This window comes from Methylocaldum sp. (assembly GCF_039794385.1).
GTDB lineage: Bacteria > Pseudomonadota > Gammaproteobacteria > Methylococcales > Methylococcaceae > Methylocaldum.
In genome coordinates this window covers 1-19446 of record NZ_JBDIVO010000059.1, presented here as the reverse complement: position 1 = coordinate 19446, position 19446 = coordinate 1, and the positions used below count along the sequence as shown (strand labels likewise).

Genomic DNA, 19446 nt, shown 5'->3' with positions numbered 1-19446 from the left:
AGCGACATCGGCACCAACCGGCTTAAGCACGATTCTCAAAAATCACACCAACTATACTTGTTATTAACCCGGCCTATAAATATAGGCCGGGTTAATCCGGGGCAGGGATGCCCCGGCGCGGCGACAAACCGCGTGAGCCCAGGCCGGGCGTGTACCGGCCTGGGCGGCGGCCCGAAATACCAGGAGGGTATTTACGGGCCTGATTAATAATCGTGCCTTTCGGATTGTTTTTGGAATGCCTCCTATGGACAAGTCTTTTGATTCTCACGGAATAACCACCCTGGGTAAGGTCAAGGTGCCCGTCGGCGATCTGAAGATCGGGATGTATGTATGCGAACTCGATCGTCCTTGGCTGGATTCACCGTTTCTGTTTCAAGGATTCATGCTCGCGACACAAGCGGACATCGAAGCCGTTCGGAAGGTCTGCGATTACGTCTACATCGATTCCTACCAAACAAAATATCCGGAAACGGAGCACACGCAGCAGCCCGCCAAATCCTCGTCCATATCGTGGACCGCCGCCCCGCCCGAAAAGCACCTATCCGTCGAACAAGAGATCGACAACGCCGAAAACACGCATAAGCAGACAAGCAAGCTGGTCAAGACATTCATGGACGAAATCCGCTTCGGTCGCGGCCTCGATATTCAGCTTGCAAAAGAGGCCGTTTCCGAATGCGTGGACAGCGTCTACAAGAATCCCGACGCCATGCTGCTGTTGACCCAGCTCAAGAATCGGGACGAGTACACGTCCCAACACTCCATGAACGTCTGTATCTTCTCGATCGTGCTCGGCCGCCACTTGGGCATGTCCGTCGACGAGCTACGGAATCTCGGCTTGTCCGGGCTCATGCACGACATGGGCAAGATGAGAGTCCCCCTGGAGGTCCTCAACAAACCGGGGCGGCTCTCCGATGAAGAAATGACTCTGGTAAAGGCGCATACCGTGCACGGCCGAGAAATACTCATGTCCTCCCACGGCATCTATCCCGGTGCCATCGAGGTCGCTTACCAGCATCACGAAAACCTCGACGGAACCGGTTATCCCACCGGCCTCACCGATGCCGAAATCCCCTCTTTTACCCGGATCGTCGCCGTTGCCGATACCTACGACGCCGTCACCAGCGATCGCGTGTATCAATCGGGGCGTACTCACATGGAGGCGATCGCGATTCTCTACAAAGAGAGCGGAAAGCATCTTGATGCCGAACTAGCATCGAAATTCATCGAATGCCTAGGCATCTACCCGGCCGGAAGCCTCGTCGAAATGAGCAACGAGGAAGTAGCCCTCGTTATCGAAGTCAACCCTCGGCAAAAACTCAAACCGAAAGTCATCATGCTGCTCGATTCGGAAAAAAATCCGCAGCCCCATCGCATCGTCGATCTGGCGAAAATCGACCTGGATCCCTGTGGGCAACCCTATCGAGTCAAGACGATGCTGAAAAACGGAAGCTACAACGTAGATATCAAGCAGCATTACGAACGGGGGCTCATTCAAAAAGCCGCCAGGTAGAATTAAGCCAAGCCGCCGCTGATCCGGGCGGTGCCCGGGTCGGTGATGGCTCGAATGGATTAAGCTGTCTCGCCGGATACCCCTTCCGTGGCCTTGAGACACAGGTGACTAGGGTTGACACAACATTGAACGTTGCATTTGTGGCAAACGCACTGTCCAGTCGGGATGTGTCCGAAATGGACTTCCCAGAAGTACTCGTCCGGATGCACGTTTTCCCACTCTGCGTTCATGCGCCTACTGTCCTCCTGCATTGACCCAATCCATATCCAGCACCCGGACTCGGTCACAGGAACGACATATTCCATGAGTTTCTCAATCGAGATTCGATTGTCCATAATCGCGCTCCGTTTCTAGCGGAGTCCACAATCACAAATTTAAGGCGCACTTGTCAACGGCAAAATGTACTTTTGCTTTTTTGAGAATTTGGGTATGATCAGCTCGCAATGACTGGATTGAGAAACAATTGGGCTTTTAGCCCCTTGTTTTTACATAAATTCACGCAACTGATTTAGCTCGCTTCTTCTAAGTTATCTTTGCGTGCAATGCCTGGGGTTCAGGAAAATCCTGCTCGCCTAAGCTTCAGGATCTGAATTCCAGCTAGGGAAAGTATCCATCACATAGGAGGTGAACGGATGGAAACGCTTATTGCTATCACGCCGGCACACTGTCTTGATCCGCAGATTGCCATCGCGGCCGTAAGAGCCCACGGAATCGGGATCTTGGATCTAGGCTACCGGGAGATGCCAGATGCATTGTCGTCGGCGCTTGACAGCCTGGCGTCCGCCGCCAGCCAATCGGCGCAGTGGGGGGTCCGCTGGGACGTACTCGGATTGGCAGCCCGAGACCTCAACCGACTTTCCGAACTCCTACCATACCAAGTTCCCATCCTTGTCCTCGCCGGTTCGACACCGGCCGAACTGACTGCTCTGCGGAAGCGAGTCAAATCCATCGCCCGCCGAGTTTTCGTCGAAGTCCATGATTTCCCGTCGGCCCAGGCCGCCATCGCCGCCGGCTGCGACGGACTGATCGTCAAAGGCCATGAAGCGGGCGGATCGGTTAGTCGCCACTCGACTTTCATTCTGCTGCAGGAGCTCAAGGGACGGCTGAACATTCCCTACTGGATTCAAGGCGGAATCGGGCTGCGCAGCGCTGCAGCGGCGGCGCTCGCCGGCGCGAACGGCGTCGTATTGTGCGAACAACTGTGGCTGACCGACGAAAGCCCGCTCGCTCATTCAAATCTGCGCGGCATGTGGAGCCAGTTGGACGGCAGCGAAACGATTCTGCTCGCACCGGAAGAAGCCCCGTTTCGGCTGTTCGCACGCTCCGGCCGCGATAAGCTCCAGGAACTGGAGCAACGGGTGGTTCGCGGTGAACCCTGGCGGGACCTGCTGGTACAGCGCCTCGGAGAAACCGAAGACGCGTTGCTGCCTCTCGGGCAGGATATCGCGTTCGCAGCTCCTTTGGCCAAGCGCTACGGCACCGTAGGCCGCATCCTCACCGCTGTGAAAGAAAGCATGGATTCGCTGATCGAGCAAGCGCGCTCGCACCAGGCCTTGTCCGCCGACTCGCCTCTGGCGCGCAAACACGGCACCCGGTTTCCTATCGTTCAGGGTCCGATGACGCGGGTCAGCGATACCGCCCAGTTCGCGAAGGCGGTGGCGGACGCCGGAGGGCTTCCGTTTCTCGCCCTGTCCGTCATGCGCAAACCGCAAATCCAAACATTGTTGAGCAGCACCCGCAAACTCATGGGCGATCTCCCCTGGGGTGTGGGGCTGCTCGGCTTCATGCCGCTGGAACTGCGTCAGGAACAGCTCGATGTCATCCGCGAAATCAAGCCCCCCTTCGCCATCGTCGCCGGCGGAAGGCCGAGTCAGGCGCGCGAACTGGAAGCGCTCTCGATAATGACCTATCTGCACGTACCTTCGCCGGGGCTGCTTAACAGCTTCATCAAGGAAGGCGCCCGCAAATTTATTTTCGAGGGCAGCGAATGCGGCGGACACACCGGTCCGCGCACCAGCTTCATCCTCTGGGAATCGGCCATCGAAGTCCTGACTGCGGCCGAGCTGGAGGATCCCGAGTCGGTTCAGGTGCTGTTCGCCGGCGGAATCCACGACGAGCTTTCGGCTGCGATGCTTTCGGTCCTGGCGGCGCCGCTCGTCGCCCGCGGCATGAGTATCGGGGTCGTCATGGGCACGGCATACCTCTTCACCGAAGAAATCGTCCACACCGGCGCGATCGTGAACGAGTTTCAGGCCCAGGCGATCGCCTGCCGAGAAACCGCCTTGCTCCAATCCGGCGTCGGAATCTATACCCGTTGCGCCAAGACGGAATTCTGCGACGAGTTCAACCGGACGCGGCGCGAACTGCAAATGGCTTTGGAATCCGAAGAGCGCACGCTGAAGGTGCTCGAACTGCTCAACATCGGCCGACTGCGCATCGCATCCAAGGGTATCGCTCATAAGAGCCAGTCCGCGGCAACAGCCCCGGACGACCGGTATGTCAAGGTAAATGTCCAGACGCAACGGCGCGAGGGCATGTACATGCTGGGCGAAGTCGCGCGGCTGAGGAACAATACCCTTACGATCGCCGAGCTTCACACTGCGGTCGCCACGGGCAGCCAGGAACTGCTTGCCGGCGCAGCGCACGAGCCCGAGGCGAAACGCTGGACGCGGCGACAGAACCGGGATGATATCGCCATCATCGGTATGGCCTGCCTGCTGCCCAAGGCGGGCGACGTGCGCCAGTACTGGCAGAACATCCTCCGGCGGGTGGACACCATCCGGGAGGTCAGCGACGACCGCTGGCGTCCGGCCGATTTCTTCGACCCCAAGCGCGGAACGCCGGACAAGAGCTACTCGAAATGGGGCGGTTTCCTCGACGACGTCCAATTCGACCCCACGGTGTTCGGTATTCCCCCGGCCGCTCTGCGCTCCATCGAACCGATGCAGCTCCTGGCTCTGTACGTGGCGAAGCGCGCCCTGGAAGACGCCGGGCTCGACCGCCGCCCGTTCCCCAAGGAGCGGACCTCGGCCATATTCGCTTCCGGGGGAATGAACGACCTCGGCACGATTTATATCTTCCGCACCTTGCTGGCCCATTATCTGCCCAAGGTTCCGGGGCTGCCCGAGGCGACCCGGAAGCACATCATGCAAACTCTTTACGAGCGCGAGCTTCCCAACTGGACCGAGGATTCGTTCCCCGGCTTCCTCGGCAATGTAGTGGCCGGCCGGGTAGCTAACCGCTTGGATCTCGGAGGAACCAACTTCGCGGTCGACGCCGCCTGCGCCTCGTCGCTCGCAGCGCTGGACGTGGCAATCAAGCAATTGCGAAATGGCGACGCCGACGTGGCCCTGGTGGGTTCCATCGACGGCACCAATAATGCCGTGGCTTTCATGGCGTTCGCCCAAACTCATGCCCTTTCGCCCCGCGGGCGATGCCGGCCGTTCGACGACAGTGCGGACGGCATCGCTATCGGCGAGGGCGTCGCGGCACTGGTGCTCAAGCGCCTGAGCGACGCCGAACGGGACGGCGATCGAATCTACTCCGTCATCAAGGGGATCGGCGCTTCCAGCGATGGACGCAATCGCAGCCTTACCGCGCCTCATCCGCAAGGCCAGGTGCGTGCATTGTGCCGCGCCTACGAGGACGCCGGGGTGAATCCGTCGACGGTCGGTTTGATCGAGGCTCATGGCACGGGTACCGCCGTAGGCGACAAGTCGGAGATCGAATCCATCAACACTGCCTTCGGCGAATGCAATCCGGCGCCCCAGTCCTGCGCCATCGGCTCGGTGAAATCGATGATTGGCCACACCAAGGTCAGCGCCGGTCTTGCCGGGCTGATCAAGGCGTCCTTGGCGCTGAAACATCGCGTTCTGCCACCGACTTTGGGTGTCGAAACGCCCAATTCGCGCGTGGATTTCACAAACAGTCCCTTTTATATCAATACCGAAACCCGGCCTTGGTTCGCTCACCCTGACGGACATCCGCGACGCTGTGGCGTAAGCGCCTTCGGTTTCGGAGGTACCAACTTCCATGCAGTACTGGAAGAATACGGCGGCGACTACCGGGACACCGATGCAATCGATCTGAATCCCCGTGACGCCGAACCCTTCATTTTTTTTGGACCGAATCGTTCTCACATCGTTCACGCGGTGGAACGCCTGCAGCAGGGACTCGAATATACCGAACATCTCGATCTCGCCCAATTGGCGTATTCGCTGCAATCGGAACAAGTCAAAACGGGAACCGGCGCGGGCGTCCGCGCCTGCCGGCTGGCCATGGTCGCCACGTCGGTTGCGGATCTCAGGCAAAAGCTCGATTTAGCTCTTCGCGAGTTGCGCGATAATGACAAAGCGGAGATCAGGCATCCTCAAGGCATTTATTATCGGGAGTCCGACGCCGCAGGTGGCTTATGCTTTGTCTTCCCGGGCCAGGGATCGCAGAAGATCAACATGCTGCGCGATCTGGTCGCAACGCAGCCCGAACTGCACGGCTTCTTCGAGCGGGCAGATACTCTCCTCGCCGAGCGCCTGCCTCAGCCGCTGTCCCGATTCATTTATCCGCTGCCGGCGTTCAGCGACGAGGAACGGGAACGGCAACAGAGTGCATTGAATGCAACGCAGATCGCGCAACCCGCGCTTGGCGCGGTCGAGCTGGCGGCGTTCGAACTGCTCAAGAACTATGGCGTCCATCCCGATTTCACGGCTGGCCACAGCTACGGGGAATACGTCGCCTTGTGCGCCGCCGGCGCTCTCGATCGCGACGACCTGATCCGGCTCTCGGAAGTTCGCGGACGCATCGCCGCCGACGCGGGACAAAGTTCCCGAGGGGCAATGGCCGCCGTGGACGCGGATGGCGCTCGGCTCGAAAAGCTGATCGCCGAGCACGGACTTGCCGTCTGCATTGCCAATTTGAACGCTCCGGACCAGACCATCATCGCCGGCCCGGCTGAAGCCATCGACGAGGCGGCGGCGGTATTGGCCAAGAACTCTCTACGCGTAACCAAACTGGCGGTCAGAGGCGCGTTCCATTGCGCCGCCATGGCCGATGCCAGCGCCGTACTCGCCGCCGAATTGGCCAAGATCGACTTCCGCTCTCCCGAGTTCCCGATCTTCAGCAATACCACGGCCGATCGCTATCCGGACGAGCCTGCCGAAATCCGGGCACTGCTAGCCCGCCATCTGGCCGAGCCGGTGCGCTTCGTGGAGGAGGTGAACCGTCTCTACGACGCGGGAGCCCGGATTTTTCTGGAGATCGGTCCCGGTCTGGTGCTGAGCGGACTCGTCGACCGCATCCTGGCCGATCGGCCGCACACCGCTCTGGGTCTCGACGCTCCGGGGCGCCCCGGCTGGCTCCAGCTCTCCCACCTTCTGACTCAACTGTTCGCGCTGGGCGTTCCGGTACGCTTCGAAACCTGGTTCAGACACCGCGGGCTGACGGACCGTCCGCTGCCGGAGCTGTTCGCCCAGGCTCGGGCGAAAGCCAATCCGGGACCGCTGATTTGGCGGGTCAACGGCGGCCGGGCGGTACCCTGGCACGACTCGGCGGACACATCCAAGAATGTCGTGCCGTTGCCGACAGGATTGAAATCCCCGGCGGCTTCCACCGATATGGCGCCAACTCAGGCCGCGGGCGCGCGCCCGTCCTTGGCCGTGGTGCAAGATCTTCCAACCAACACAAGGAGGTATTCCGTGATGAACCATGAAGCATCCAACTCCGCGAAGCCGGCTTTGGGGCCGCCAGCAGAGGGAATCCCGGCGGGATCAGATCCGAGATTCTCGTTGATCCAGAACTGCGTCGCCCAGCTCATCGATCTGCAGCGCGAGCAACAAAGAACCTTGTGCTCCTTCCTGGATTTTCTGCACGCCAACCTGGCGGGCGCATCGTTGTCGGCGCAGCAGTGGACGGTCGCATCGCCCGAAATCTCCTCGATGGCACAAGCGCAACCGGTCGCGACAGCGGCCGCGTCCGGCGGAGCGGTTCTGAACGGCGTGCCGCCGGCACCCGTTTTGCCGCTTCAGCTTCGTACCGCGGGTCCCGCCGAAGCGGCAGGGGAACGGCCGTTGTCCGTCATTCCGACGCCCGCCGTCCGTAGCGGCGGACCGGTCTCCGCCAAACCCACCGGCGGTGGCGACACCGCGCCGCTTGTGGCGGTGAAGGCGCCGGCAGCCGGCGGCACCGGGCTCGCGCCCACCGAGCAGTTCAAGGCCGATCTGCTCCGCTCGGTATCGGAGCGCACCGGTTATCCGGAAGACATGCTCGATCTCAATGCCCACATGGAAGCCGATCTCGGCATCGACTCCATCAAACGGATCGAAGTTTTCAGTGCCCTGAAAGACCACCATAACCTGCTGGAAGGACGTGACGAGGAAACGGTGCTCGAAGAGCTGTCGGGTCTCAAGACCTTGAACGAGATCATCGCCTGGTACGACCGGCTGCGGGAACCGAAACCAGCGCAGGGAGGCGCCGATTCGCCAAAAAAATTGCAGACTCCACCATCGATCTCGCCGGTTGAGATGGTGGAGTCTACCGCTGGTGCCAAACAACCGGACTGCGTGGCCTGTTACGTCGTGAAGCCCGCTCCCGCTCCGCTCGAAGGGGGAACGGTCATCAATCCGGGCACGCCATCCATGATGCTGTTGCTGGGGCATGCCTCCGAGCTCAGCGAGGCGCTTCGTAACGCGCTGAACAGCATCGGCTATGTCACGCGGCAGCTTGTCCCGGGTCGCGAAACCCGCGCCCTGGACGGTGATCGCTTGGAAGTCGATTTGTCCTCGCCCAAAGGCTTGGACGGCTTGCGCGATTTCCTTAAAGCCGGCGGGAAACCGCTGGGCGGGCTGATCAATCTATTGAGCGCGGAGACGCCAGAAGGCAGCGAGGACTATCGGCCCTCGGAGGCGCGGGCACTGTTCCTGACCTTGAAAGCTCTGGAACAGGACTTCAAGGAGAACGTTCGGGCCGGGGGCGGCTGGCTGATCAATCTGACCGCATTGGACGGACAATTCGGCCTGAAACGGTCTCGGCTGTTCGAGGCAGAGCGAGCGGGCACCCTCGGGGTTGCCAAGTGCGCCGCCCGCGAATGGCCGCATCTAAAGGTAAAGTGCATCGATCTTGATCCGAGCCTGGGGACCAGCCAGTCGATCGAACGGGTCTTGATGGAATTGCGCCCGGACGATCAAACCTTGGAAATAGGCCACACCAGGGAGGGACGCTGGCGGCTCGATCTGCAACAGCGCCCGGACCATGGCACCATCAGGCCGGAACTGGAGCTGGACTCCGGCGCCGTGGTTCTGGTCACGGGCGGAGCGTATGGCATCACCGCCGATATCGCCAAAGGCTTGACGCGAAATCGGCGCCTGCGGCTGGTGCTGGTGGGACGGAGTCCGATGCCCGAGCCTGAATCGGCATCCACCCGAAATATCGCCGATCCGGATGCCTTGCGGCAATTTCTGATCGGAGAGATGAGGCGCGAGAGCGGTAAGGTCAAACCGGCCGAGGTCGAGGCCGCACTCAGACGAGTTCTCAAGGAACGACAGATCCGCGCCAACCTGGCCGCCCTCAAGGAATCCGGCTCAGAAGTCGATTACCATGCTTTGGACGTGCGCGATAGCGCTGCTTTCGGACAATTGATCGACGACATCTATGCGCGCTGGGGACGAATCGACGGCGTGCTCCACGGCGCAGGCGTCATCGACGATAAACTGATCCGCGCCAAGACGGCGGAATCCTTCGACGCGGTTTATGACACCAAGGTCACTCCGGCGCTGACCATGGCCCGGAAGCTGGACCCGTCAAAGCTGAAGTTCGTGGTGCTCTTTTCCTCGGTCGCCGGCCGGTTCGGCAACGTGGGCCAATGCGACTACAGCGCGGCCAACGAGGTATTGAACAAGCTGGCCGACCGACTGACAGTGGAGTGGCCGAACGTCCACACCGTCTCGATCAATTGGGGTCCTTGGGACTCCGGCATGGTGAACGACGAACTGCGCAAGCTCTATGCTTCCCGGAACATCCGCCCGATCCCGGTAGAAACCGGGGTTCGGCATTGCCTGGAAGTATTGGAACGCCGCGACCGGCAGGAGCCTGAACTCGTGATCGCAGCGAGCATCGAGGCGATCGCCGCCGGACTCGGACGCTCCTCGGCGCGCGATGAAACCACGCGGCGCGCGGTCGATTCGACCGTTTTGACACCGGCGGTGGCGTGATGCCTCGCGACCGCTCGACCAAATCCCCTAAGTGAACCCGACAAGGAGTAAACGGAGCATATGGATATGGCAAATCTACACAGTGCGGTACTGGCGGACTTCACCCCGGTGAGAGTATCGAAACCCGTCCCGCAGCGCATCACTCTCGAACTGGCGGCCTTCGGTTTCGCCAAGGCTTATTGCCTGAACAATGACATCTGCGACAAGGAAGGCTTCCGCCGGGTTCACAGGGAAGTGAAAGAGAAGCTGGACAAGTACGCGCTCTCGCCTTCCCATATCAAGCGCCGGCAATTGGTGTTCTTTCCCCGCCTCACCGATATCCGCTTCTCGGATGGCGAGTTCACGTTGGCGGAGCCCGAGTATGAGCACTTACAGTTGTTCAAGGACAAGAACGATCCGAAGGGCGTGGACCTCAAAGCCCGGCACGAGAGCTACGGCAAGGTGGTCGACGGATGTCTGAACCAGATGTACGACGACGGGGCCAAAGCGCCGGACGATGTCATTCACGTGACCTGCTCCGGTTACCTGGCGCCGAGCCCGGTCGAGCGCATGGTCGCACGGAAGGAATGGTTCGACACCACGGTCACACACAGCTATCACATGGGCTGCTACGGCGCCTTCCCCGCCATCAAGATGGCGCACGGTTTTCTGTCGTCCTCGCAATGCTTGGTGACTCCGCCCAAGGAGCGGGTGGACATCATCCACACCGAACTGCTGTCGATCCACAACAACATCGAGGACTTCCGTGCCGAGAACATCATTACCATGACCTTGTTCGCGGACGGATTCATCCGCTACTCGATGTATCCGGAACCGGTGGCGCGTGAGAGAAAAATTCCCGGCCTCAAGGTCCTGGCGTTCAACGAACATCTCCTGCCCGATTCCGCCGAGGACATGACCTGGGTGCCGGGGTCTCATCAATTCCACATGACCCTGTCGGTCATGGTGCCCGTGGTCCTCAAGAAGCACATCCGGTCTTTCGTCCAGTCATTATTGCGGCGGGTAGAGATCGATTTCGACACGGAGAAGGATGGACTGACCTTTGCCATTCATCCGGGCGGGCCGAAGATCGTGGAACACATTCAGGACGAACTGGGTCTGCGGGAAGATCAGGTGGAGGTCAGCAAGGAGGTATTCCGCGAGAACGGCAACATGTCTTCTGCGACCGTGCCGCATATCCTGAAAGCGATCCTGGACGACAAGTCGATTCCCCGCGGGAGACGCGTCGTCTGCCTGGGTTTTGGACCGGGACTCACGATTACGGGTCTCGTTTTGGAAAAGGTCTGATCATGAAGGAACTATCGAGCCGCGCAACGGAAAGCGATCTTCCGCCCTTGATCGGGCGGGTATACGAGGTGGAGTCACTGAGGGAGCTCGAAACTCCAGAACCTTCCCCAGCCGAATCGACGGCGACAACCGACGAGCCGAGGGATGCGTTCGACCCGGCATCGGCGGCACAGGACTGGACCAGGCAAAATGCGGAACGCGGCGACGAGCCCGTTTTGCCCTTCATCGGGCGCATTCTCGATCATGTGCCCGGCCGGTCGATTACCGTGGAGCGCGAGTTGACCCTGGACGAGGATCTGCATCTCGCGGATCACGCCTTCGTCCATGCGCCCGGGGTGAAACCGCTATTCGCCTGTCTGCCGGTAGTTCCCATGACCCTAAGCCTGGAGATCCTGGCGGAAACGGCTGCCTGCCTCGCACCCGGCTACGGGCTGATCGGCTTCGAGGACGTGAAGGCCACGCGCTGGATCGAGCTGGCCGACACCGACCGCCTGTGTCTCCGGATTTCGGCCCGTTTCGAGCAATGGGATGCCGAACGGAACACTTGCAATATCGCCGCCGCCATCCATATCGAAGACCAAGCGACTCCGGCGATCCAGGCTCGCGTCCTGTTCGCGCCCTACTATCGTCTCGATCTCGAGCTCAGCTTCACGGAGTTCGCCAATGCCCGTCTCTATCCCAAAAGCGCCGAGGAAATTTACCGGGGCCGCCACTTATTCCACGGACCCGTGTATCAATGCCTGGTCGGGGAGATCGTGCTGGGCGATCGGGGCGCCGCCGGCGAGTTGGTGGTCAAAGCGCCCGAGATCATGTTCCGATCCATACGCAAGCCCCAGTTTCTGACCGAGCCGGCGTTGCTCGATGCGGTCGGACAATTGATCGGAATCTGGGCCATGGAAAAAGAGCGCTACGTCTTTCCCGTCGGCATCGGCAAGCTCGAGCTATACCGGCCTACCCCGACGCCGGGAACACGATGCCCGGTGCGAATCGAAATCACCCGCGACGAAGGCAAGCTCCTTTCCGCCGACATCGAGATTCAGGACGGCGCGAGCGCCGTTTGGATGCGGATCAGGGACTGGACGGACTGGAAGTTCCGCTGGGAGAAGCGGCTACTTAATTTTCGCCGCCTGCCGACCCGCTATTTGCTGAGCCATGCGCTCGACCTGCCGGCACTCCCGCCTTCCGCCAGCTGCCGCATGATCTCAGGCGAAGACATCGCCGGCTTCGACAGTACGCTCCTCGCTCGCTTCTGCCTTCATCTGGACGAGATGGAGACGTTTTCCGACATGCGCTCGCATGCTCCGGGCCTGCAGCATTGGCTGCTGGGGCGCATCGCAGCCAAGGATGCCGTGCGCGACTGGCTGGCGCGGCAAGCCGGGACGGAAGAAATGCTGCACCCGGCCGCCCTGATCATTCGCAACAACGACCAGGGCCAGCCCGAGGTGGCGCCGGTCCCCGAGGCGAACCGGTTGCCGCAGCTCAGCATCAGCCATAGCGAACATCGCGCTATCGCCATCGCCCATGCGGGACCCGTGGGCGTGGATATCGAACCGATCCGCCCGCGCCAGCCGAGCTTCGTGGAGACCATGGCCGGCGAATCGGAACGCTCGCTTCTCCGTGACACGAGCGGCGACCCCGACGAATGGGCCACCCGCCTGTGGTGCGCCAAGGAAGTCGCCGCCAAGTTGCTGGGTCTCGGCATGAACGGCTCGCCGAAAGCCTACGAGGCGCAGGCCATAGGCGAGGACGGTCTGATCCACATCGTCCATCGAGACAGCGGCCGAACGATTATGGTACGGACGGTACGCCTGGAAGAGTTCGTCATTGCCTATGCCGGCGCCGCGACTGCGGAGACGGAAGCGGGGCAAGCCTAAACGCCATCAACACACAAAGGATTGAATAATGAGCAGGATTGGTCCGCCGCTGCTGGTAGAGCTTCGCCAGGTCGGGAAGGTTTATCACCTCGGCGAAAGCCGTATAACGGCTCTCAAGACAGTGAATCTGTCTATTCATAGGGGCGAATTCGTGGCCGTCTGGGGTCCGTCGGGTTCCGGCAAGTCTACCCTCTGCAATCTTATCGGGCTGCTCGACGTATGCTCTTCGGGTACGGTGCGTTTCGAAGGCCAGGATGTGGCCGCGCTGTCGGACGACCAGCGCAGCGAGCTTCGAAACCGCGGAATCGGATTCGTCTTCCAGAGCTTCAATCTGATTCCGGTACTCTCGGCTCTGGAAAACATCATGCTTCCGCTGCAGATCTCCGGAGTTTCCACGGCACAGGCAAGGCGAGCGGCGCGCAAGCGTCTGGCCGAAGTGGGGCTGGACGACCACGCGGCGCATCGTCCCGCCAAGCTTTCCGGCGGACAGCAGCAGCGCGTCGCGATCGCGCGGGCCCTGGTTACCGATCCGGCACTGGTGATCGCCGACGAGCCCACGGCCAATCTGGATTCCGAAAACGCCTTGAGGATTACCGAGCTCATGCGACGACTCAACAGCAACAACGGCACGACCTTCGTGTTCTCCACGCACGACCAGCGCCTGCTGGAACGTGTGGAGCGTCAGATTCAGATGCGCGACGGCGAGATCATCGATGACAGGTCGCCGGAGCAACCGGCCATGCGGCTAGACCGATCGGTGGGCTTATGATGACCTGGATCAAGCTCGCCTTAAGAAATCTCTTCCGCAATCGGCGCCGGTCGCTGTTCACGATTCTGGCGATCGGCCTCGGCTTTGCGGCGGTCAACACCCTGGGCGGATTCACCGCCTACATCTTCACCAGCCTCAAGGATTCCTACATCTACGCGCAGGGTAACGGCCATCTCAGCGTTTTCAAGACCGGCTTTCTCCAGGAAGGCAAACTCGATCCGACCCGTTATCTCATCGACGAAGAAGAGATGGGAGTCATTCAACAGGTGCTGGCCCGGCATCCGGAAATCGTGGTGGTGGCACCGCAGCTCCACATTTCGGGACTTCTGAGCAACGGGAAGGTGTCGACGATCTTCATCGCCGCCGGCCGAGTGCCGTCCGCCGTGCGCCGCATCAACGAGCATGCCCGCGGGATGATAGGGAAAATCCAGTTGTTCGACGGCAAATCCCTGGAGGACGACGTCATTCACGGCATCGGCCTGAGCCGGGGACTGGCGGAGCAGCTTAATCTGGACTTGGGCTCCGACGCCGTCGCCATGGCGCCCACCGTGTCGGGACAGATCAACGCGCTCGACGCCCAGGTGTTTCAGCTCTTCGATGGCCCGGTCGAAGCGCTGGAGGACAAGCTCATGTCGGTTTCGCTCAAGTTCGCCCAGAGCCTCTACGATACCGGCAGCGTGGATCGCCTGACCTTGCTGCTGACGAACGACGACACAACGGAAACCGTGCGCGCCCAGCTGGCCGGAGAACTGGCGGCAGAAGGCTTGAAGCTGGAAGTCAAGACCTGGAACGAGCTTTCCACCTTTTACACCAAGGTGAAGCAGATGTTCGACGTGATCTTCCTGTTCACCTTCCTGATCGTGTTCACCATCGTCGTCATGAGCGTGATCAATACCGTCAGCATGGCGATCATGGAACGGACCCGCGAGATCGGCACGCTGCGGGCACTGGGGTTCAAGCGCCGCGGCATCGTCGGACTGTTCGCGGCCGAAAGCATGTTATTGGGGATTCTTGGATCGCTGCTCGGCATGGTCCTCACCCTGATCACCTGGTCGGGCGTCGCATTTTTCAAACCGACCTGGATACCGCCCCAAATCACCCGCCGGGTGCCATTGGAGGTCTACCTGGTGCCCGATTACATGCTCTACAGCATCCTGCTGCTGATCGTTCTTTCCCTGGCCGCAGCCAGTCTCCCGGCGCGCACGGCGGCTCGCATGCAGATCGTCGGCGCTCTGGGACATACCTGAACCTAGGAGCGACAGTTGACCGCTTCGATGGAGTAGATAAAGTACAAGGAGAAGACGATGAGAACGACCCTCTTGCTCGGAAGCTTGCTAATCCTGGCCGGATTGCTGTCCGCCGCGCCGTTGTCGGCTTCGCCGGACGTCAAGACTATACTGAAGACGGCGGATCAATCGCGGGGCAACCTCCTGGGCATTTCCTGGGAAGTGGTGATAGAGTCCATCGAAAACGGCCGTACCGACTCTTTGAATTACGACATCAAGGCGCGCGGCTTCGACATCTCCGGAATAAGCCTCGCACCGCCGAAGTACAAGGGCAACAAGCTGCTCATGTCGAACAACAACATGTGGTTCTACAAACCGGGGCTGAGCAAGGCGGTCCCCATTTCGCAGCGCCAGAAACTGATGGGCAACGCGGCCTACGGCGACATCGCCTCGACCAATTACGCCGAGGACTACAATGCTGCTCAGTTGCCCGACGACACGGTGGGCGACGAGGAATGCTATGTTTTCGATCTCACCAGCAAGAACGACAAGACCACGTACGATCGTATCAAATACTGGATTTCGAAAAAGCGCCTGGTGGGGGTGAAAGCGGAGTACTTCACGGTATCGGGAAAGAAATTCAAACTGGCTGAAATGGAATACGGCAATAAAGTGCTTATCGACGGAAAGGAGCGTCCGTTCATTTCCAAGATCACCATGTACGACGAACTGATGAGCGAGGACGTGACCTATCTCAACCTCACCAAGCCTCGGTTCGAGCCACTTCCGGATTACGTATTCAATCTCAACCTCTTTATGAAATGAAAAAAAACGGTGGACTAACGTGGGGACTATGGGTTTTTGTCATGTGCGCAATATCGGGAACGGCGGCCGCGGCCACCGAACCCGTGATCGTATCCACGGGGCCGGTGAGCATTTTCGACGAGATCAAGAGCGGCTTCTATTCGCGGATCAACGTCCTGGCTTTCGGAATTTTCCAGGAACCGGAAATGAATTCGCGCCTGAATCCCAATAATATCCTGGAGATATCCACTTATCAGGCGTCGATCAACCCGCGCGTGGATCTCAACCTGGACTTCCGCCGGTTGGAACTGGGTATCAAACAACGCTTCATCTACCTGTGGCAGCGCTGGGAAGAAGGGTTCCCGGAGGGCGAAGAAGACAGCCTGGCGCAGTTCTACACGAACGAGTGGTTCGCCCGCTATCGGCTGATGGACGAGTTGTTCGTCTCCTACGGCCGCGAGAACCTGCAGTGGGGACCGTCGGTGCTCCTGTCTTCGTCCAACCCGTTCAACAAGGAGAACGGGCGGAACAACCCGAGAGTGGAAGTTCCCGGACTCGGCTATGCGCGGGCCGTGTGGATACCGAGTTCCACCTGGGCCGTTTCGTTCATCGCCAATACGGATGAAGGCCGGTTGGGACGGCAGCAGGGTTTCGGTCTCAACCAAGCGGGATTCGCCGACGGCTCGGCACAAGGCCAGGAATTTCAGCCGGGTTATGCCTTCAAGATCGATTGGACCGGGGACGGCAAGTACTTTTCCGTCATCCCTTCGTACCGGGAACACACCGGCTACCGGGTCGGCTTTTTCGGCGGCTGGAACGTGACCGACGCGCTGCTCCTCTACGGAGAAGGCGCCCACGGCGATTACGGCGACTTCGAATTACTGGGAGGCGCCTCGTACACCTTCGAGGCCGGACCGACCGTCAACCTGGAATATTTCCATAACGAAAACGGCTGCCTGCGGGATCGCATCGATCAATGTTTCCTTAGGGGCGAAATCGACTCCACCGATCCCATGTTTCGCCAAGACTACATGATGCTCCAGTATTCGGATACCGAGATCTGGAACGATTTCAACGTGAATTTCCGGGTGATCCACAATCTGAACGACCAGTCCGACCGCCTGATCGGCATCTTCGAATACGAAGCCACCGACCATACGCTGTTGTACGTCATTGCCAACGGTTTCACGGGCTCTCGCGACAGCGAGTTCGGCAGCCTCTTGAATTATTCGTTCTTCGTGGGCGCCGCGTACACGTTCTAGCGCGTTTTTCATTACGGTCTAGCGGCGTGGGTTGGGAAGGTTGCAGGTCGGCAATCCTTTGCCGACAAAGCCTCTCACCGATCCAGGGCGTCGGCAAAGGATTGCCGACCTATCACACCCGTGGGGGCGCTACACGAAAGAGGAAAATTCTCTAGCGTCGCGGCGACAACCCCGGTGCAGCGGTGTCGGGAGCCCTGACGGCGTTCCATCGGCCTGTTCCGAGGCAGGGATATGCCTGGAGACAGCGGACGATCGAACGAACCAGTCGCGTTCGCGCTGGAGCGGCGATGTTGGAATGATCTGTGCGTTTACATGAAGTACCGGCTGAATAGAAGAATCAGCAATTTCCCAGGGAGGAGACTTTCCAATGAATTCCAAGCCTGCGTTTGCCTTCGTCACAATCGGCAATGGCTCCTATCTCGGCTCCACCGTACGCGACATCACCCTTGCCAATGCTCTGCATAGACGGGGTTTCAAAGTGGCCGTTTATTGGATGCTGGAATGCAACCCGGACCTCGTGGCCGACGGAATCCAGCAAAGGATGCTCTGCCGGGCAACCCGCTATCAGTTTCGACGACCGTCCGAGTTTCTGGACAGAATCATAGGCTCGCTCCTGTACCTAATTCCGCTCAGATTACGAGTTCGACTTGCCCAGAACTTCCCCGGCTTTATCGATAGACTGCTGGTGAACCTCATCGGGTCTCGTTATGAAACGCCGAATCCAGATCGTTTCCTCGTCAAGCGGCTGCTCAAATATCTTGCCCTGGACGAAGTCGACCATCTCATGATGAGCTTCGGCTCGATCGGACCTCTCGCTCTGGCGGCGAAGAAAAACGGTACTCATCCCTTTGACTACCTATTGACCTTTCAAGGAGACGAGGACTTTGCCAAGTACGCGCGGCGGGCCGGTTTGTTTGCAGAATATCGCGAGCGGCTGAACGAGGTCACTCAAGGTTCGCCCTGGCCTGCCATAGTGATCAGCCAGGATTATCGCAATCGCATTGTAGACGAGATGGCTCTCGATCCGGAGCGGTTGCGGGTTATCTATAACGGCGTCGATCTCCCGGAATCGACCGAAAAACCTCCTCTTTCGATTCTCAAAACCGCGTTTCCGAATCTCCTTAAAGGAATTTCGATCGTTTCGTACATCGGACGCCAGGAGGTTGAAAAAGGCATCGATCTTTTGCTTTACGCAGCCAAACTCCTCGACGTCCGCCGAATTCCCATGCAACTGGTCATTTGCGGTGCCACGGCTAAAGGCCGAGCGTATAAGAAAATAATTGCGGAGCTCGCCGACTATCTCGGCATAGTCGTCCACCATGCCGGCACTGTTTCGCCCGAGGTTCGCAACGCGCTTTACGCACATAGCCGGTGTGTGGTGTATCCGTCAGTCTATCGAGAACCTTTCGGCTTGGTTGCCGTCGAGGCCATGAGCTATGGAACACCGGTGCTGGTTCCCGATTACGGCGGGATCACCGAGGTGATTCGGCACGGCGAAAAGGCGGGCGGTTTGACCTTCAAAACCTGGAACAGCGAGGACCTGGCCCAACAGCTCGAGCGCCTGCTCACCGATGAGATGCTGCACAGGAAACTGACCGAGAACACTCGGGCGATCGCAGCAAGGTTTAGCGCTGAAGAAATGGCGGACGCCGTCTTGGCGCATATTGGCGTTGATACGCGCGAATACGGCGACGATGGCTTCCTTCCCGAACGCAGTCGCAAACCTCGTGCGATCGAGGGCGCGCATCACATTCCGGGTTAATGTTTCTTAATGCAATCAGGAATCGCCCAATCGAATTCATCGGCAAATCGATAACGAAGCACGAAGTTCACGGGATATCTCCAGTTGGCCATGGAGTTGGCTCATATCTTTACACGGAGGTGTGCAATGAAGGATTCGTTCCGCAAGCTTGTGACGATATCAGGAGTGATGGGAAGCGGCCTGCTCGGGTTGCTTCCCGGCGAAAGTTTTGCCCAGGGGGACCTGGCCCGAGGCCAGGAGGTTCCCCTGACGGAATGCTCGGGCTGGATAATGGAGAACAGTACAGCACCGGCCATAGAAAGTAACGCCGTGTACTGGTTCGTCCAGGGGCTCCCGGCATATCCACCGGGCGGACACTTCCGGTTCCGTACCGGGTTCCCTCGAGCGCGCTATATGTCCTGGCAGAACCACGATTTCCTGGGGTTTTCGACGGCACTGCTGGCCGACACCGACATCGTCCCCGACCGCGGCGAAAACCCGTTCCTCCCGAATACGCCGTACGTCCCGGAAAGCGCTTACACCGTCGATCTACTGGACGTGCCTCCCGAGGCACGGCCGCCTAAGCCGCCGAGGCCGGCGAATATCCTCTACGGCGGCTATCGTTACGATGGGGGCACGACGGAATACAACTCCGTAGCCTACCGGGTGTACCTGCCCGATCCGGGCACGGATTCGCTCGGCGGCATTCCTCAGCCGGATTTCTATTTCGTCGTCGATGACCCTGCAAAGACCAGCCTGGAAGGCATTCACG

10 protein-coding genes are annotated in these 19446 nt (G+C 59.6%); all 10 read left to right on the top strand.

The window, feature by feature from the left end:
- Nucleotides 1-244: 244 nt before the first annotated feature.
- On the top strand, nt 245-1510 hold the full coding sequence (locus ABJK70_RS07810) for an HD-GYP domain-containing protein (RefSeq protein ID WP_077730263.1): 1266 nt from the start codon (nt 245-247) through the stop codon (nt 1508-1510).
- Between the two features lie 632 nt (nt 1511-2142).
- The gene (locus tag ABJK70_RS07805) at nt 2143-9711 is read left to right on the top strand and encodes an SDR family NAD(P)-dependent oxidoreductase (protein ID WP_347257715.1); all 7569 of its coding nucleotides are present in this window, start codon (nt 2143-2145) and stop codon (nt 9709-9711) included.
- A gap of 66 nt (nt 9712-9777) precedes the next feature.
- A complete protein-coding gene (locus ABJK70_RS07800; protein WP_347257714.1) occupies nt 9778-10998 on the top strand; it encodes a type III polyketide synthase in 1221 nt (406 codons plus the stop codon).
- A gap of 2 nt (nt 10999-11000) precedes the next feature.
- Complete coding sequence (locus tag ABJK70_RS07795) at nt 11001-12872, top strand: 4'-phosphopantetheinyl transferase superfamily protein (RefSeq protein ID WP_347257713.1); 1872 nt, start codon at nt 11001-11003, stop codon at nt 12870-12872.
- A gap of 28 nt (nt 12873-12900) precedes the next feature.
- On the top strand, nt 12901-13641 hold the full coding sequence (locus tag ABJK70_RS07790; RefSeq protein ID WP_347257712.1) for an ABC transporter ATP-binding protein: 741 nt from the start codon (nt 12901-12903) through the stop codon (nt 13639-13641).
- Nucleotides 13638-14888 carry an ABC transporter permease gene (locus ABJK70_RS07785; protein WP_077730258.1) on the top strand — a complete coding sequence of 417 codons (1251 nt, stop codon included), beginning with the start codon at nt 13638-13640 and terminating at the stop codon, nt 14886-14888. The genes ABJK70_RS07790 and ABJK70_RS07785 overlap by 4 nt, the downstream gene beginning before the upstream one ends.
- Before the next feature lie 57 nt (nt 14889-14945).
- On the top strand, nt 14946-15692 hold the full coding sequence (locus tag ABJK70_RS07780; protein WP_077730257.1) for an outer membrane lipoprotein-sorting protein: 747 nt from the start codon (nt 14946-14948) through the stop codon (nt 15690-15692).
- Between the two features lie 41 nt (nt 15693-15733).
- Nucleotides 15734-16933 carry a hypothetical protein gene (locus ABJK70_RS07775; RefSeq protein WP_347257711.1) on the top strand — a complete coding sequence of 400 codons (1200 nt, stop codon included), beginning with the start codon at nt 15734-15736 and terminating at the stop codon, nt 16931-16933.
- A gap of 367 nt (nt 16934-17300) precedes the next feature.
- The gene (locus ABJK70_RS07770) at nt 17301-18695 is read left to right on the top strand and encodes a glycosyltransferase family 4 protein (protein ID WP_347257710.1); all 1395 of its coding nucleotides are present in this window, start codon (nt 17301-17303) and stop codon (nt 18693-18695) included.
- A gap of 126 nt (nt 18696-18821) precedes the next feature.
- A partial coding sequence (locus ABJK70_RS07765; protein ID WP_347257709.1) for a hypothetical protein occupies nt 18822-19446 on the top strand: 625 nt, incomplete at its 3' end.